The following is a 15,929-nucleotide window of genomic DNA, read 5'->3' on the forward strand; positions in this document are numbered from 1 at the left end:
TAAGCAAACAGGAGGCAGAAATCATGCCGAATAGAAAGATAATTAATTTTATCAAGCAATTAATTACTTCCAAAAAAATTATGGTGGTTATATTAATTATATTAATTACAGCTGTGTATAGTTTTTTTCGCGTTAGTACTAGAGTGAAAAATATGAAACAAAGATTGAATAGCTTAAAGGCAGAAGCTGAAAATTTAGATAAAGAAGTTAAGGTTTTAGATAAGAGGCTACAGCATGTTAATTCGAAAGAATTTATAGAAGAAGTAGCTAGAAAAGAATTAGGGCTAGTAAAACCGGGAGAAGCTCTGTATATAGTAGTTGAAGAAGAAACTGGAGGTCAGGAGAATGAATCAAGCAAGAATCAATGAAAAATTAGCAGCTGAATTGAATTTAGCAGTTAAGCAGGTAAGGAATACAGTTGAGCTATTGGATGAAGGAAATACAATTCCCTTTATTGCTAGATATCGAAAGGAAGCAACTGGCAGTTTAGATGAAACAGAGCTTAGAGAACTAGATGAAAAGCTGGAATATCTACGTAATTTAGCTGAACGAAAAGAGAAGGTTATTGAATTAATAGATGATCAGGATAAATTAACAGCTGAGTTAGAAGAAAAGATTAGTCAGGCTTCTAAACTGCAGACAGTAGAAGATCTCTATCGGCCTTACCGCCAAAAACGAAAGACAAGAGCAGCAAAGGCAAAGGATAAAGGACTAGAGCCTTTAGCTGAATTATTCTTAGCCCAAAAGCTCGAGAGCGGTTCAATCAAAGAGTTAGCCGAAGATTATCTGAATCCTGAAGAAGAATTAACAGAGATAGAAGATGTTCTGCAGGGAACAAGGGATATCATTGCAGAATATGTGGCTGATAAGCCGGAGGTGCGGCAGGTAGCAAGAAGAATGACCTTTGATAAAGGGAGTATTACTTCAGAGGTCAAAGAGGATGAAGATGATAATTATCGGGATTACCATGAGTATCAGGAGGAGGTAGAAGAGGTAGATCCCTATCAAACATTGGCTCTGAATCGCGGAGAAGATGAAGAGGCTCTACAGGTTAAGGTTGAGGCTCCGGATGAAGATATTATTAGAAAGATTAAAGAGATGATAATTGAAAATCAGGCTACTATCTTTTTAGAAGAGATTGAAGAGGCAATTGAAGATGGTTATCAACGTCTGGTTGCTCCTGCCATTGGCCGTGAAGTGAGAAATAAATTAACTGATGAGGCTGAAGAACATGCTATTAATATATTTGCTGATAATTTGAAAACACTTCTGCTTCAGCCGCCAGTGAGGGATAAAAGAGTCTTAGGTATTGATCCTGGTTTCAGAACCGGATCCAAAGTAGCAGTGGTTGATGAAATCGGAAACTTATTGGCGACAGCAGCTATCTACCCTCATCCGCCGCAGAAGAAGGTGAGCGAGGCCAAAGAGCAGCTTGAAGAATTAATAACCGAGTATAATGTTGATTTAATTGCTATTGGAAATGGGACAGCCTGTCGGGAGACCGAAGAGTTAGCGGCTGAGATTATTAAAGAGTCTGAATTGGACTTGCATTATGTAATTGTTAATGAAGCCGGGGCTTCGGTTTATTCAGCATCTGAGGTAGCCCAGGATGAGTTTCCCAAGTTAGATGTTTCGCTGCGGGGCACAGTTTCCATAGCCAGAAGGCTGCAGGACCCGCTGGCTGAATTGGTCAAGATTGATTCTAAGCATTTAGGAGTAGGGATGTATCAACATGATCTTAATCAGGGTGAATTGGATGAAGCCTTAGAAACAGTAGTTGAGTCTGTAGTAAATTATGTTGGAGTTGATTTGAATACAGCTTCTACTTCTCTGTTAGGGTATGTAGCAGGAGTTAATAAAACAGTAGCCAATAATATCGTTCAGTGGAGGGAAGAGAATGGTAAGTTTAGCAGTCGAGATCAACTGAAGGATGTTTATGGGATTGGGCCTAAAACCTTTACCCAGGCAGCAGGATTCTTAAGAATTTTTGATGGAGAGGATAAGTTAGCAGCGACAGCAATCCATCCCGAATCCTATTCTGCTGCTAGAAAATTATTAAAGGAAACTGGATTTAAACTTAAAGATTTAGACTTTAAAGAGAATCAAGACTTGAAAGAAAGATTAAATAACCTAAATCTTAAAGAATTAACAGATAAGATAGGAGTAGGTTTTCCTACTTTATTGGATATTAAAAAGAATTTGGTCAAGCCTGGTAGAGATCCAAGAGAAGAAATGTCTAAACCTGTATTTAAACAGGAAGTAATGAGCTGGGATGATCTAAAGTCCGGTATGATTCTGCAGGGCGAGATAAGGAATGTAGTTGATTTTGGAGCCTTTGTGGATATTGGTGTCAAAGAGGATGGTTTGGTACATATCTCTGAAATGAGTTCAGAGTATGTTGAAGATCCTTTTGAGGTAGTAAAGGTAGGTGATGTAGTTAAAATCAAGATTTTAGAGATTGATTCAGCCAGAAAGCGAATAGCATTGACAATGAATTTTTAACTTAACTGCATTTGACAATAAGTTTAATATGAGGTATAATATCATTAATTAGTGTTAGTCTATCTACACTTAGAAAATCTTTAAGAGGAGGAATTTGTAAGGTATGTCAGTTGAAGTTGGCAGCGTTGTAGAAGGAAAAGTGAGCGGGATTACAAATTTCGGAGCTTTTGTTGAGCTGTCTGGAGGTGAAACCGGACTTATTCATATTTCAGAAATAGCCGATACCTATGTTAAGGATGTTAATGATTATTTAGAGATGAATGAAGAGATTGAGGTAAAGGTTATTTCAATAGATGATGACGGTAAAATCGGTTTATCCCTTAAACAGTTAGAGGGAGAAGATAGAAAACCAAAGATGTCTTTTGAAAAGCAGATGAAGAAGTTTATAGAAGAAAGCGACGAAAAGCAGAAGCAGTTGAAGAAGAGTATTGAATCTAAACGTGGCGGTGGTTCGCGTTACTAATATATGAGTTCATAGAATTTAGCTGTTGAAAATTTTAATCACATGTATATAATATTAATTGTTAAACGAGCTATTTAAAAGATAGCATACGAGGTAACTCGTAGCCCTATTGTTTTTACAATAGGGATGGGCGTAACTTTGTCAGACGAACCTGTTACTTTCTTAATCGTGAATTACCAATTTGTGCGATTAAGAAGGTGCAAAACTTGCTAATACTTTTAGGATATGCTGAGCATATCTGAACTTAGCAAGTTCGGTACTTTAGTGCCGAGAAGCTGACACTGTAATTTTATATCTGTTAATTAGCACCCTCTATTTTTAGGGGGTGTTTTTTATATTTTAATATCATTTTTTCTATTAATTAAAATTTTGTTAACTTAAAGATTACCTAGATTTAATGCCTATTTAATCTAAATTTAACATTGATATGTTATCGTATAGATGTAGCAAATAAAACTAAACTTATTAAGGGGGAAAATTAATGTTTAATTCACGTAACTTAGTAATTCTATCGGTATTATTAATGGTATGTATGATGTCAGTTGGTGTAGCTTCTGCAAGTGATACGCTAAGTGTTCAGGGGTCTTCTACTGTATTACCTATTGCTCAGAGAGCAGCAGAGGTTTATATGGATCAGAATCCAGGAGTTAATATTACAGTTAGAGGTGGCGGTTCTGGTAATGGTATTGCAGCTTTAGTTGATGGAGCTGTTGATGTTGCAGATGCTTCTCGATTCATCAAGCCAGGCGAGCTTAAACAGGCAGAGGATAATGGAATCTATCCTGTACCACATAGAGTAGCAATGGACGGAATTGCTGCTGTTGTTCATCCAAGTAATTCTGTTGATGAATTAACACTAGATGAGATTAAAGCTATCTATACTGGTGAAATTACTAATTGGAAAGAACTAGGCGGAAATGATGAGAGAATCGTTGTTGTATCTCGTGACTCTAGCTCTGGAACATTTGAAGTATTTGGAGAGATTGCTCTTGAAGGTGAAAGAGTAACTCCTAGTGCATTGATGCAGGCTTCTAATGGAGCTGTAGCAAGTGTAGTTGCTGATAATGAAAATGCAATCGGTTATGTAGGTTTAGGATACTTATCTGATAATCTTAAAGCTGTTAAGGTTAATGGTGTCAAGCCGACTAATGCTACTGTAGCTAGCGGTAAGTTTCCAATTGCTCGTCCGCTATTCATGTTTACTGACGGCTGGCCAGAAGGCTTAACTGCTAAGTTCATTAACTTTGTTTTAAGTTCAAAAGGACAAGAAATTGCTGAAAATCAAGGTTATGTTCCGCTTCACTAAGAGAAAACTTCTAATTTGATAAATATTTGGTTCTGATATAGAAGGGAGAGGATCCTCCCTTCTATATCTATTAATTAATCAGCAAGCTGGAGGTGGAAGTTAGTGCACTGGAAGACTAAAGAAAAGATAATTAAAGTAGTTCTCTTTATATTTGCTCTATCATCAATATTATTCTTAACAGGAATAGTAATTACATTATTTAATGAAGGTCTTCCTATCTTTGAGAAGGTAGGAATTTTGGAATTTGTGTTTGGTAAAGAATGGTATCCAACCTATGATCCACCTGGTTTTGGGATTTTTCCTCTGCTTAGTGCTTCTTTAGTGGTTACTTTTGGGGCTATGATAGTTTCTGTGCCGATAGGAATTGCATCTGCTGTTGTTATTTCTTATATTTTACCGCCTAAAGTAAAGAATATAGTTAAGCCATTACTTGAGTTATTGGCTGGAATACCATCAGTGATTTATGGATTATTTGGAATGAAGATGTTAGGTCCATTCTTAAAAAATGTTTTTGATCTGCCCACGGGATTAAATGGATTTACTGCTTCGATCATGTTGGGTATTATGGCGCTGCCGATTATAGTTAGCTTAGCTGAAGATGCTATTTGTTCAGTTCCTAAAAGTTTTAGAAATGCTTCTTTAGCTTTAGGTGCTACTAAATGGGAAACAATTAGTCGAGTTATCTTACCTACAGCTTCATCAGGAATAGTGACAGCAGTTATTTTAGGAATGGGTAGAGCTATAGGCGAGACTATGACTGTTTTGATGGTAGCCGGTGGTTCGGCAGTTATTCCTAAAGATATATTAATGCCTGTGCGACCAATGACTGCTAGTATAGCTGCTGAGATGGGAGAAGCCCCAGTAGGTAGTGATCATTATCATGCATTGTTTGGAATCGGTATTGTACTTTTCTTCATCACACTTTTGTTTAATATTATAGCGGATATTGCTTCACAGCAGTTTAAGGAGAAGGTGAGTGGATAATGGAGAGTGATAAATCTATCAAGAATGACGGCGTATTAAATCAAAATAAACTGAAGATTAGTGATAAGAGTATTGATTTTCGCCATTTGAAACAGAAATTAGTTTTTGGATTATTAGGTTCAACTTTAGTCTTATCTTTGGGAATATTAGTCTTAATTATCTACTTTGTATTTAGTAAAGGTCTCAGTGTTATAAGCTGGACGTTTATTTCTGAGATGCCTAAAAATGGTATGACTGAAGGAGGTATTTTCCCAGCATTATTAGGGTCTTTTTACTTAATTGTTGGGTCTATAAGCTTTGCTACTCCACTAGGAGTCTTATCTGCTATATATATGACTGAATATGCTGAGGAAGGAAAGATAATCCGGATTATTAGGATTGGAGTTAATAATTTAGCCGGAGTACCATCAGTAGTCTTTGGACTGTTTGGTTTAGCTGTCTTTGTTAAATTCTTCAACTTTGGTGTCTCTGTTTTATCGGGGGCTTTGACATTAGGAATTGTTATCTTACCGACAATTATTAGAGCTTCGGAGGAGTCATTAATGGCAGTTCCTGATGAATATAGAGAAGCTTCATTAGCTTTAGGAGCTACCAGATGGGACACAGTAAAGAATGTTGTTCTACCGGCAGCAGCTCCAGGTATCTTGACTGGATGTATTTTAGGAGTTGGTCGAGTTGCTGGTGAGACCGCACCAATTTTATTTACAGCAGCTACTTATTATACAGGCCAATTACCAACTTCAGTTTTTGATGAGATTATGGCTCTACCATATCAGATTTATGCTTTAGTTACTGCTGGTACTTCCCCAGCCCAACAGACACCACTCGCCTATGGAACGGCTGTAGTCTTATTATTTTTAGTGATTACTATTAATCTAGTAGCTATTGGGCTTAGATTCTACTATGGTAATATGATTAAAGATTAAGGATTCTGAATATCCTTTCTATAGTAGGATTATAGTTTTCTTTTTTAAAATAAAATGTTATAATAATTATAGATTGCTTGTAAAAGAGCAATCTATTTTATTGCTCCAGAAACTATATTTTTGTAGATTGTGAATAACTCTTATTAAATAGATTAAGTAATGTAGAATTAAATTGATATATTGTTGCAGTTTAGAGTTGATATCTTGCAAACGCTCCGAAAATCAGCCCTGATTAATTAGCAATAAATTAACCTTAGAGCTACTGTTTGAATACCCTACTTTATATGTTAACCATTTTCTTTTTTGGGGCTGCTTTAAAGTCGCTTGTTGCAAGATATCAACTAATTGTGCAAAATTATCTGAGGGAAAGCGTTAAAACCCAAACCAATGAAATTTCTGTTCTGTAATACCATAAATAGTCAATATATGCTTTCAATAACTCTCATTGGTGATAATCACAGCAATATATTTTATTATCAATAGTCAATATGTGTCCAGAGCGACTCTCACTGACGCTAACCGCAACGTCCTGTTGCAGCGTCAGTACTAGGACGTCCTGTCCGTCGTAAAACCATGGAGGCTGTAGAGAAACTAATTTTAGCTCCTTGTTTTTGAATCAGAGCATTAATATTAACTCCCTGCTCAATAAGTTCATCCCATAGCCAGCATTGGTCTGTATGCTGGCTATGGCGGAGGGGCAGTTTTTGAGAGTGAATGAGGCAGGAGGCCGAATGAACGGCAAGCGGCGGATACATATTGACTATTCCTGCAATGTCATGAATGAGATTATACCGATTATGCTAGGCAACCACAAATAAGACATATATGCGAGAACGTTGTGAAGTGACACAATATATAAATATTATTGCAATCAGCAGTAGAATTAATTTTATAGAAGAGTGGCCAATAAGCCACTTGATTCCTTTTAAATAAGAGGTGAAATAAATGGAAAGAAAGCCTACAGCAAAAGACTATAAAGTGATTACCCAGCAGTTAGAAAGAGAACCTAGAAACTTAGTTGGAATAGCTAAGTGGTGTCAGGAGGGTTATCCGCAAGTCTTAGTTACCTATCCAGTCTTAGAAGAGAAGGACGAATTAAAGCTATTCCCTACAACCTACTGGTTAAGCTGTCCTAAATTAGTAGAAGAGATATTTAGTCTGGAATCTGAAGGATTAATCCAGCAGGTGCAGGAAGAAATAATGGCTGATTCTAATAAAGAGCAGGAGTTAACAGCAGCCCATAGAAATTATGCACAGAAGAGAGTTGGATTGCTCAAAGATTCAGATTTAACTAAATTGAAAGAAGAGTATCCAGGCCGCTGGAAGGTAGTTTCGCAGTCAGGAGTGGGCGGAATTATGGAGAAGGAAGGAATTAAGTGTCTGCATACTCATTATGCCGATTATTTAGTTAATCGGCATAATCCAGTGGGAAAGATAGTAGATGAACTGTTAGAGGATAGATTTCTAGACAGCAGTCTGGACGGCTGTAGTATCTGCAGCAAGGAGGATTAGAAATGCCAAAGGTAGCAGCGATTGATATTGGAACTAATTCGACGCGTTTGTTAATTGCAAAAATAGAGAAGGACCAAAGTATTAACCCCTTAGCAACAGAATTGAAGACGACACGTTTAGGTGCTGGAGTTGATAAAAGCGGTTATTTACAGAATGAAGCCATAATAAGAACAGTAGAGGCCTTAAAAGAGTATGCTGAACTGATTGCTGATTATCAGGTAGAAGCTGTTAGAGCAGTGGCTACTAGTGCAGTTAGAGATGTTTCTAATCAGCAGGAATTTATTAATGAGGTTAAAACTGATACCGGCATAGAAGTAGAGATAATTGACGGCAGCAGAGAGGCTGATCTTTCCTATTTAGGTGCTACTAAAGGACTGGACTGCCAATTGACAGATGATAATTTAGTTCTGGATATTGGAGGTGGAAGTACAGAATTCATCTTTGGTTCAGAAACTGAAATTAAAGAAAAAGTTAGTGTTGATGTAGGAGCAGTCAGGATGACTGAAAAAGAAACTAAACTTAAATCGAGACAAGAATTAATTGGTGAGCTATTAAATCCTGTATTGAATAAGTTACAGGGGAGAGTTAAAATGTTATTAGGAGTTGGAGGAACGATAACTACTTTAGCAGCAGTTGACCAGCAGTTATCACCTTATAATCCAGAAGAGGTGCATGGATACCAATTAGAACTGGAAAGAATTAAAAGAATACTTTCTGATTTAAGTGCTAAGACTATTGATGAGCGGAAAGAGGTAGTCGGTTTACAGCCTGAGCGAGCTGACATTATCGTAGCTGGAGTTCGGATTTTATTGGAAGTAATGGATAATCTGAATATATCAGAGATTACAGTTAGTGAAGCAGATATATTGGATGGTCTCATTTATGATTATTGCAAATAAGAGAATAAACAAGTAAAATAGAGAATTATGAAGTTAAATGTAATAAACAACTTTTAATTGAGAGTGTTTGCTATTGACCAAAGAGCGGAGATGTATTATAATAGTTCTTGTCGCTAATGAAGAAGAGAAAGTGAAATATTGAAAGCCGGGGTGGCGGAACTGGCAGACGCATCGGACTTAAAATCCGGTGAGCCTTCTGTGCTCGTGTGGGTTCGAATCCCACCCCCGGCACCACTTACAGCTAAATAATGACGCGGGGTAGAGCAGTCTGGTAGCTCGTCGGGCTCATAACCCGGAGGCCATCGGTTCGAATCCGATCCCCGCAACCAAACAAACGTGGCGGTGTAGCTCAGTTGGCTAGAGCATGCGGTTCATACCCGCAGTGTCTGGGGTTCAAGTCCCTACACCGCCACCATTTTTATGCCCTCAGTTTACATTTTTTTACATAAACTCCCTAATTAATAGGGAGTTATTTTTATTTGGGATAAAATGTAAAAAGATCTTGTACGGCAATCGAGAAGAAACAACAAATATTTGCTGTAAAAAAATGTATAATAGGATTTACAATCATTACTTTAATGCTGAAACTTAGGAGGGGATTAAATGTTTGCTAAGACGGATTTATCTACTTATAAACGATTAGAAAAAAAGCAGCAGGCCAAAAGCGGTAAGGTAAAAGGTTTAATTAAGAATTTATTTTTAGAATTGGACATGCTACATCTAGTCTATTTTTTTATTGGATTAGTGTTAAGCCGAGCAGTATTATCGCCTAAATTACTTCCTTTTGGATTAACATTTTTTGGAGTAGTTCTCTATCGAAAAATTTATAGTAATGAAAAAACTGGACGAGTTATTTTATTTTTCTGTAGTACATATATGGGATATTATACAGTTTTAGGCTTAAGCTGGGCTTTAGGGAAATACTTAATTGCTGGTTGTTTATTTACTTTAATTGCTGGTTTTTTAGGGTATAAAGATAAAGTACTTACTAAATGGCAGTTTGCACTTTTAAATGGAGGAAGTATATTAGTAATTGAAGTTCTTAATTTGGTATTTTTCCCCCAACCATTGTATAATAGTCTGATTCGACTGTTGGGACCGATTTTAATAGGAGTTCTAAACTTAGTTTTACTTGAAGGCTTAGTACCTTTATTCAGCTCTAAAGAAAACTTTGAAGAGATTAATGCTTTAGCTTTATTGGTTACTCTTGCTGCGTTTAATGTAGGATTACCCAATATTAACGTAGGAATAGTTAATCTTCCGCGGATATTTAGCAGTTTAATAATTATGTTGATTGCTATTAACAGTGGAGGTGCTATAGCTGCAGTTGTAGGAATGGTTATTGGGTTGTTTTATGGTATTTCTAATTCTTATACGGTTGAGGTGACCGGTTTATATGCTTTAGCCGGTTTAGTTAGTGGACATTTTAAGAAAGAAGATAAATTGGGAGTTATTGTTGGTTTTATCCTATCAGTACTATTATATACTATCTTTTTAGTAGAAGTAGGGAATATCAATGCTATTGTTAGTGAAGCATTATTAGCTGGAGGGATTATAGCTATAATCCCAAAAGCCATTATTAATTTATTTGAGCCCTGGATTCCTGGAACAGAAATCCATTTTACAGAGACTGAACAGCAAAAATCAACCAAAAAGCAGGAAGTTATAAGTAGAGTTCAAGAAATGTCTGGTGTTTTCACAGAATTGGCCAATGCTTTTGAAGAGAAGGCAGTAGCTGAAGCTAGTGAAGATGATAATTTAGAAGAACTATTAAGTATGCTTACTAATCAGGTCTGTTCAAACTGTGAATACTATAATATCTGTTGGGACCAGGAGTTTTTCAAGACTTATCAGCGGACTGTTGATGCTCTGTCAGTAGCAGAAGAAGAAGGAAGAATAAAGAGTAAAAAGTTAGATTCAATTATGGGGGGCGACTGTAATCGGTCGGTCAGATTCAGTGATAAAATTAATAGATTCTTGGAAAAATATGAAACGGATACTTTTTGGCAGCAGAAGATAGAGGATAGTAGAGAGATAATTGGAAACCAATTATCAGGAATCTCTCAAATTTTAGAAAAGATGGGTTCTGATTTAGAGATGGAAGTGAAGTTTAATAATAATCTACAACGAGCAATTAGAAGTGAACTCCAATCTCATGGTATCTTTCTTAATCAAATAGATATTACTAAAGACCGGCATACTACCAAAATGGCTGTAACTAAACAGTCTTGTAATGGAGACCAGGAATGTACCAAACAGATTATTCCTATTTTAAATCAGATGTTAGATCAAAACTTTAAGATTGAGTGGAGTGAATGTGGAGCAAGCCTTGGAGAGGATCTCTGTTCTTTTGAAATTGCATCTGCTGCTCGTTACTGGGTAGAAACAGGTATAGCTCAAGTTAGTCCTGATGGGGAAGAAGTATCAGGAGACAATTATGAAATTATAGAAGTTGATGATAAAGAAACGGTATCAGTTTTAAGTGATGGAATGGGAACCGGAAAGAGAGCTGCTTTAGAGAGTAATACTACTGTTCAATTAGTAGGAAAATTAATTAATGCTGGATTTGATAAAAAATTAGCCATTAAAACAGTTAATTCAGCTTTGCTATTGCGGTCATCGGAAGAAATATTTGCTACTTTAGATATTAGTGCTATTAATCGGTATACAGGAGAAGCCGACTTTATTAAGATCGGTTCAGTACCCACATTTGTTAAACGCAGTAATAGAAATATTGAATTAGTTAGAAGTTCTTCTCTTCCAGTAGGAATCATTGATAATATAGATATAGAATTAACCCAAAAGCTACAGCTTTTACCTGGAGATATGGTAGTGATGGTGACTGATGGAATATTGGACTTACAGGATAATGGAACTAAACAGGAAGAATGGATGCTGCGAATACTGCGGAATAATTTAATAGATGATCCACAGTCTCTGGCTGAATATATCTTACAGCAGGCTGTTAATTTAAAGAATAGAGTTGATGATGATATGACAGTAGTGGTGACTAGATTAAAAGGATACCAAAATAAATAAAGATTAAAGCAGGAACTATGATCTTTTTATCGAAATTAACAATTTAAAGCTGGATTATTAGATATTAACGAGAATTAACTAGAAGGAGTTGCAAAATTGATTCAACAGGTAAAAGAGACGATTGAAGAATATCAATTGCTGTCAGAAGGTGATAAAGTTATTGTTAGTGTGTCCGGAGGCCCGGATTCACTTGCCTTATTACATATTTTATGGCGGCTGCAGGATGATTATAATCTTAAACTGCATGTTTTTCATCTGGACCATATGTTCAGGGGAGAAGAATCACAGAAAGATGCTGAATATGTGGCTCAATTTGCTAATAAATTAAGTATTCCGGCAACTATTGAAGAGTATGATATACCGGCTTATATTGAGGAAACTGGCTTATCAAATCAGGCAGCTGCCCGGAAGATTCGCTACGAGCTTTGTACTGAACTGGCTGATAGTCTCAAAGCGGATAAAATAGCTATCGGTCAGCAAGCTGATGATCAGGCAGAAACAGTATTGATGAATTTTCTTCGCGGGGCCGGGTTGGATGGTTTGAGCGGTATTGAGCCTATCAGAAATGGAATCTTTATTCGGCCTTTGTTAGAAGTTTGGCGCAAAGATATTGGAGATTATTGTAAACAGCATGAGTTAGAGCCGCGAATAGATAGTTCTAATTTAAAGCCTGTTTATTTGCGTAATAAAGTTAGATTGGAACTGGTGCCGTATTTAGCTGAAGAATTTAATTCCTCAATTAAAGAAAATTTAGTCCGTATGGCTGAAATATTTAGAGTAGAAAACTCATTTATGGAAAAATATACAGCAGAAAAATATGATCAGCTAGTTATTGAAAGTAATACACAGGAATTAATTTTGGATTTGGAGGGAATCAAAGATTTAGATTTAGCTATTCAACGCCGGATCTTTAGACAGGCTCTGTTGGATTTTTGTGGTACAAAGAGAGATTATTATACTAAACATATTCAACAGATGGTGGAACTATCGATAAATGGAGAGACAGGTAATTTATTACAGTTACCCCAGGGATTACGTTTAAAAAGGAGTTATAACAGATTAAAATTTTATTGGAGAGCTGATAAGACAAGAAAAGTAAATAACTTCTCGGAAAGGTATTCTATCCCAGGTAAGTATCAAGTTGAAGAATTGGGAATTGAAATCAACTTGGATATTATTAAATTTGAAAATGATTTGCAGGAATTATTAAATTCATCCAGTAAACTTTATTTAGACCATGAATTAATCGGCGATCAGATTAAAGTAAGGAATCGTAAAGCTGGTGATCGCTTTCGGCCATTAGGTATGAAAGGCAATAAGAAGTTAAAGGATTTTTTTATTGATGAAAAGATTCCCGCAGCAAGTAGAGACCGGATTCCAGTTTTTACTACTATGAATGATGAAATATTTGCAGTAGGTGATTTAAGAATTGATGATAAATTTAGAGTTACTGATCAGACAGAAAAAGTTTTAGTAATAGATATAACAAAATATTAAAAGGGAGGGAGTAATTATGCGCGATAAATTAGCAGATAAAATTGATGAAATTTTAGTTACAGAGGATGAATTGCAAGAAAGAATTGCAGAAATGGGAGCAGAAATCACTGCTGATTATAATAGAGATGATGATGTTGTAATGGTAGGTGTTTTACGGGGGGGAATAATTTTCATGGCAGATCTTGCCCGTCATGTAAAGCTACCGGTCACTTTTGATTTCATGGATGTTTCTAGCTATGATGGTACTGAATCATCCGGTGTAGTTAGAATAATTAAAGATTTAGAAGAAAATATTGAAGATAGACATGTTTTAATTGTGGAAGATATAATAGATACAGGTAGGACGTTAAAACATGTAGTTGATTTTTTAGAGACTAGAGATCCTGCTAGTATTAAAATATGTACACTATTAGATAAGCCGGAAAGAAGAACTGTAAAGAAAGTTGAAGTTGATTATAACGGTTTTGAAATTCCTGATGAATTTGCAGTAGGGTATGGACTTGATTATGATGAAAGATATAGAAATGTACCGTTTATTTTTGTTCTAAAACCGAAATTTTATGATTAAAAATTAAATATAATATTCAGAAATTACTTTCTTGCTAATTCTATACTTTTGTGATATAATAACTAATCGTGATAAGTTAATATAGTCAGAAAGGAGGATTCTTTGTTGAAGCGATTTTCGAAAAATATCGGCTTTTATTTGATAATAATAGCTATAGCATTCTTAATTGCACAGTATTTTATAAGTCCTGCTCCAGTTAAAGCAGATTTAAGCTATAGTGAATTTACTCAATTAGTTGAAGCCGGGAAGATAGATAAAGTAACTATAATAGGTCAAGAGTTGGTTAAAGGACAGGTGGCTGATGGTAAAGAATTTGAGGTAAATATTCCAGGCACCATAGAAAAAGTTGAACAGATTTTACAGAATAATGAAGTAGATATTGAAACAGAGCCAGAACCTGAGCCACCTTGGTGGGCAAGTATCTTAGGTTACTTATTGCCGACTATTTTAATTTTTGGATTTTGGTTCTTTATTATGCAGCGGATGCAGGGTGGCGGTAATAAGATGATGTCCTTTGGTAAGAACAAAGCTCGGCGCCATGAGGAAGATGAAAAGAAAAAAGTTACCTTTGATGATGTGGCCAATTATGAAGAAGTAAAAGAGGAATTAGTAGAGGTTGTAGAATTTCTCAAAAACCCGGATAAATTCAGTAAGTTAGGTGCAGAGATTCCAAAAGGGGTTCTATTAGTAGGCCCGCCGGGAACCGGTAAGACTCTGATGGCTAGAGCTGTTGCAGGTGAAGCTGGTGTGCCGTTTTTTATCATCAGCGGTTCCGATTTTGTAGAGATGTTCGTTGGAGTCGGTGCATCTCGAGTTAGAGATTTATTTGAGCAGGGTAAAGAGAATGCTCCCTGTATTATCTTTATTGATGAATTAGATGCTGTTGGCCGGCAGCGCGGTGCTGGTGTCGGCGGCGGCCATGATGAACGCGAACAGACATTGAATCAGTTATTAGTGGAAATGGATGGTTTTGAGGCAAATGAAGGTATTATTTTGATGGCAGCTACTAATAGGCCTGATGTTTTAGATCCCGCCTTATTAAGACCGGGAAGGTTTGATAGACAGGTTCTTGTTGATAAACCTGATTTCAAAGGTCGTAAAGGTGTCTTAGAGATTCATGTTCAGGATAAGCCATTGACTGGTGATGTTGATTTAGATATTTTAGCGAAAAGAACTCCTGGCTTTACAGGAGCAGATATGGAGAATTTGGCTAATGAAGCTGCAATTTTAGCAGCTAGAAGAAATAAGAAAGAAATTAGTATGTTGGAATTTGATGATGCTATTGATCGAGTCTTGGCTGGTCCTAAGAAGAAGAGTAGAATTATAAGTGATAAAGAAAAAGATATAGTTTCTTACCATGAAACCGGTCATGCTCTATTAGGTGAATTATTAGAACATGCTGATTCAACTCATAAGGTTTCGATTATTCCCCGAGGAAGAGCTGGTGGATTTACAGTTAATCTGCCAGAAGCAGATAAGAATTATGTAACTAAATCGGAATTGATTGATAAAGTAACTTCGCTCTTAGGAGGACGTGTTGCTGAAGAGGTATTTCTTGATGATATCAGTACGGGGGCTCAGAATGACTTAGAACGAGCAACCAAAATTGTACGCAACATGGTTACAGATTATGGTATGAGTGAGGAAGTTGGTCCTTTAGCTTTAGGACAGAAGAATGGAGATCAGGTATTCTTAGGACGTGATTTATCTAAGGATAAGAATTATAGTGAAGAAGTTGCCTCCTTAATAGATAAAGAGGTTAAAAGATTTGTAGAAGAAGCTTATGATAAAGCCACACGCATATTGAGTGGAAATAAGGAAATGGTAGAGAAGATGGTAACAGAGCTTAAAGAGGAAGAAACATTGGTTTCTGATGATATTAGACGGATTATTGCTGAATTTAAGGATGATTATGAATATAATCCAGATGATGAAGCAGATGAGGAATCAAAAAAAGCAACTAAGAATACAGAGAATACTATTGAGAAAGAAACTGATGATTTAGACTCTAAATTAGATGATAGTACGGATAAGAAGATTAATATCAATTTAACAGACTAGATTTCTAAGGGATAGCTAATTAGCTATCCCTATTTCAGTTTTGGGAATATAAATTTATAATTTTTTATTAATTTAAGGAGGAATTTTAAACTTTATAATGAATATATTTAAAAACAGGAGAAAATGTAAAAATGTAATAATTAGGATCGATGGTAACTAAGATTAAAATAAA

The 15,929-nt window shown here is 36.0% G+C and carries 12 protein-coding genes and 3 tRNA genes; all 15 read left to right on the forward strand.

Annotated elements, in window-relative coordinates; translation table 11 throughout:
- Positions 1-23 precede the first annotated feature (23 nt).
- Complete coding sequence (locus acear_RS11975; RefSeq protein ID WP_013277098.1) at positions 24-368, forward strand: FtsB family cell division protein; 345 nt, start codon at positions 24-26, stop codon at positions 366-368.
- Entirely contained in the window at positions 346-2,502 is a 2,157-nt protein-coding gene (locus acear_RS00555; protein WP_013277099.1) for a Tex family protein, read from the forward strand. The genes acear_RS11975 and acear_RS00555 overlap by 23 nt, the downstream gene beginning before the upstream one ends.
- Positions 2,503-2,605: 103 nt before the next feature.
- The gene (locus tag acear_RS00560) at positions 2,606-2,965 is read left to right on the forward strand and encodes a S1 RNA-binding domain-containing protein (protein WP_013277100.1); all 360 of its coding nucleotides are present in this window, start codon (positions 2,606-2,608) and stop codon (positions 2,963-2,965) included.
- 481 nt (positions 2,966-3,446) lie between these two features.
- On the forward strand, positions 3,447-4,271 hold the full coding sequence (locus acear_RS00565; RefSeq protein WP_013277101.1) for a PstS family phosphate ABC transporter substrate-binding protein: 825 nt from the start codon (positions 3,447-3,449) through the stop codon (positions 4,269-4,271).
- A gap of 102 nt (positions 4,272-4,373) precedes the next feature.
- Entirely contained in the window at positions 4,374-5,255 is an 882-nt protein-coding gene (gene pstC, locus acear_RS00570; protein ID WP_013277102.1) for a phosphate ABC transporter permease subunit PstC, read from the forward strand.
- Entirely contained in the window at positions 5,255-6,181 is a 927-nt protein-coding gene (gene pstA, locus acear_RS00575) for a phosphate ABC transporter permease PstA (protein WP_013277103.1), read from the forward strand. Before pstC ends, pstA begins: the two co-directional genes overlap by 1 nt.
- A 945-nt stretch (positions 6,182-7,126) precedes the next feature.
- Complete coding sequence (locus tag acear_RS00585; protein WP_013277104.1) at positions 7,127-7,693, forward strand: DUF501 domain-containing protein; 567 nt, start codon at positions 7,127-7,129, stop codon at positions 7,691-7,693.
- A 2-nt stretch (positions 7,694-7,695) separates the two neighbouring features.
- Positions 7,696-8,592 carry a Ppx/GppA phosphatase family protein gene (locus acear_RS00590; RefSeq protein ID WP_013277105.1) on the forward strand — a complete coding sequence of 299 codons (897 nt, stop codon included), beginning with the start codon at positions 7,696-7,698 and terminating at the stop codon, positions 8,590-8,592.
- A gap of 144 nt (positions 8,593-8,736) precedes the next feature.
- Positions 8,737-8,826 (forward strand) — tRNA-Leu (locus acear_RS00595).
- 18 nt (positions 8,827-8,844) lie between these two features.
- Positions 8,845-8,921 (forward strand) — tRNA-Met (locus tag acear_RS00600).
- 9 nt (positions 8,922-8,930) lie between these two features.
- Positions 8,931-9,007: transfer RNA gene (locus tag acear_RS00605), tRNA-Met, on the forward strand.
- Positions 9,008-9,195: 188 nt separating this feature from the next.
- Positions 9,196-11,631 carry a stage II sporulation protein E gene (gene spoIIE / locus acear_RS00610; protein WP_013277106.1) on the forward strand — a complete coding sequence of 812 codons (2,436 nt, stop codon included), beginning with the start codon at positions 9,196-9,198 and terminating at the stop codon, positions 11,629-11,631.
- A 96-nt stretch (positions 11,632-11,727) separates the two neighbouring features.
- Positions 11,728-13,128 carry a tRNA lysidine(34) synthetase TilS gene (tilS, locus tag acear_RS00615; RefSeq protein ID WP_013277107.1) on the forward strand — a complete coding sequence of 467 codons (1,401 nt, stop codon included), beginning with the start codon at positions 11,728-11,730 and terminating at the stop codon, positions 13,126-13,128.
- Positions 13,129-13,144: 16 nt separating this feature from the next.
- Entirely contained in the window at positions 13,145-13,696 is a 552-nt protein-coding gene (gene hpt / locus acear_RS00620) for a hypoxanthine phosphoribosyltransferase (RefSeq protein ID WP_013277108.1), read from the forward strand.
- Positions 13,697-13,801: 105 nt separating this feature from the next.
- Positions 13,802-15,757, forward strand: coding sequence for an ATP-dependent zinc metalloprotease FtsH (gene ftsH / locus acear_RS00625; RefSeq protein ID WP_013277109.1), 1,956 nt, complete (start codon positions 13,802-13,804; stop codon positions 15,755-15,757).
- Positions 15,758-15,929: the final 172 nt, after the last annotated feature.

It is taken from the genome of Acetohalobium arabaticum DSM 5501 (assembly GCF_000144695.1).
Taxonomy (GTDB): domain Bacteria; phylum Bacillota; class Halanaerobiia; order Halobacteroidales; family Acetohalobiaceae; genus Acetohalobium; species Acetohalobium arabaticum.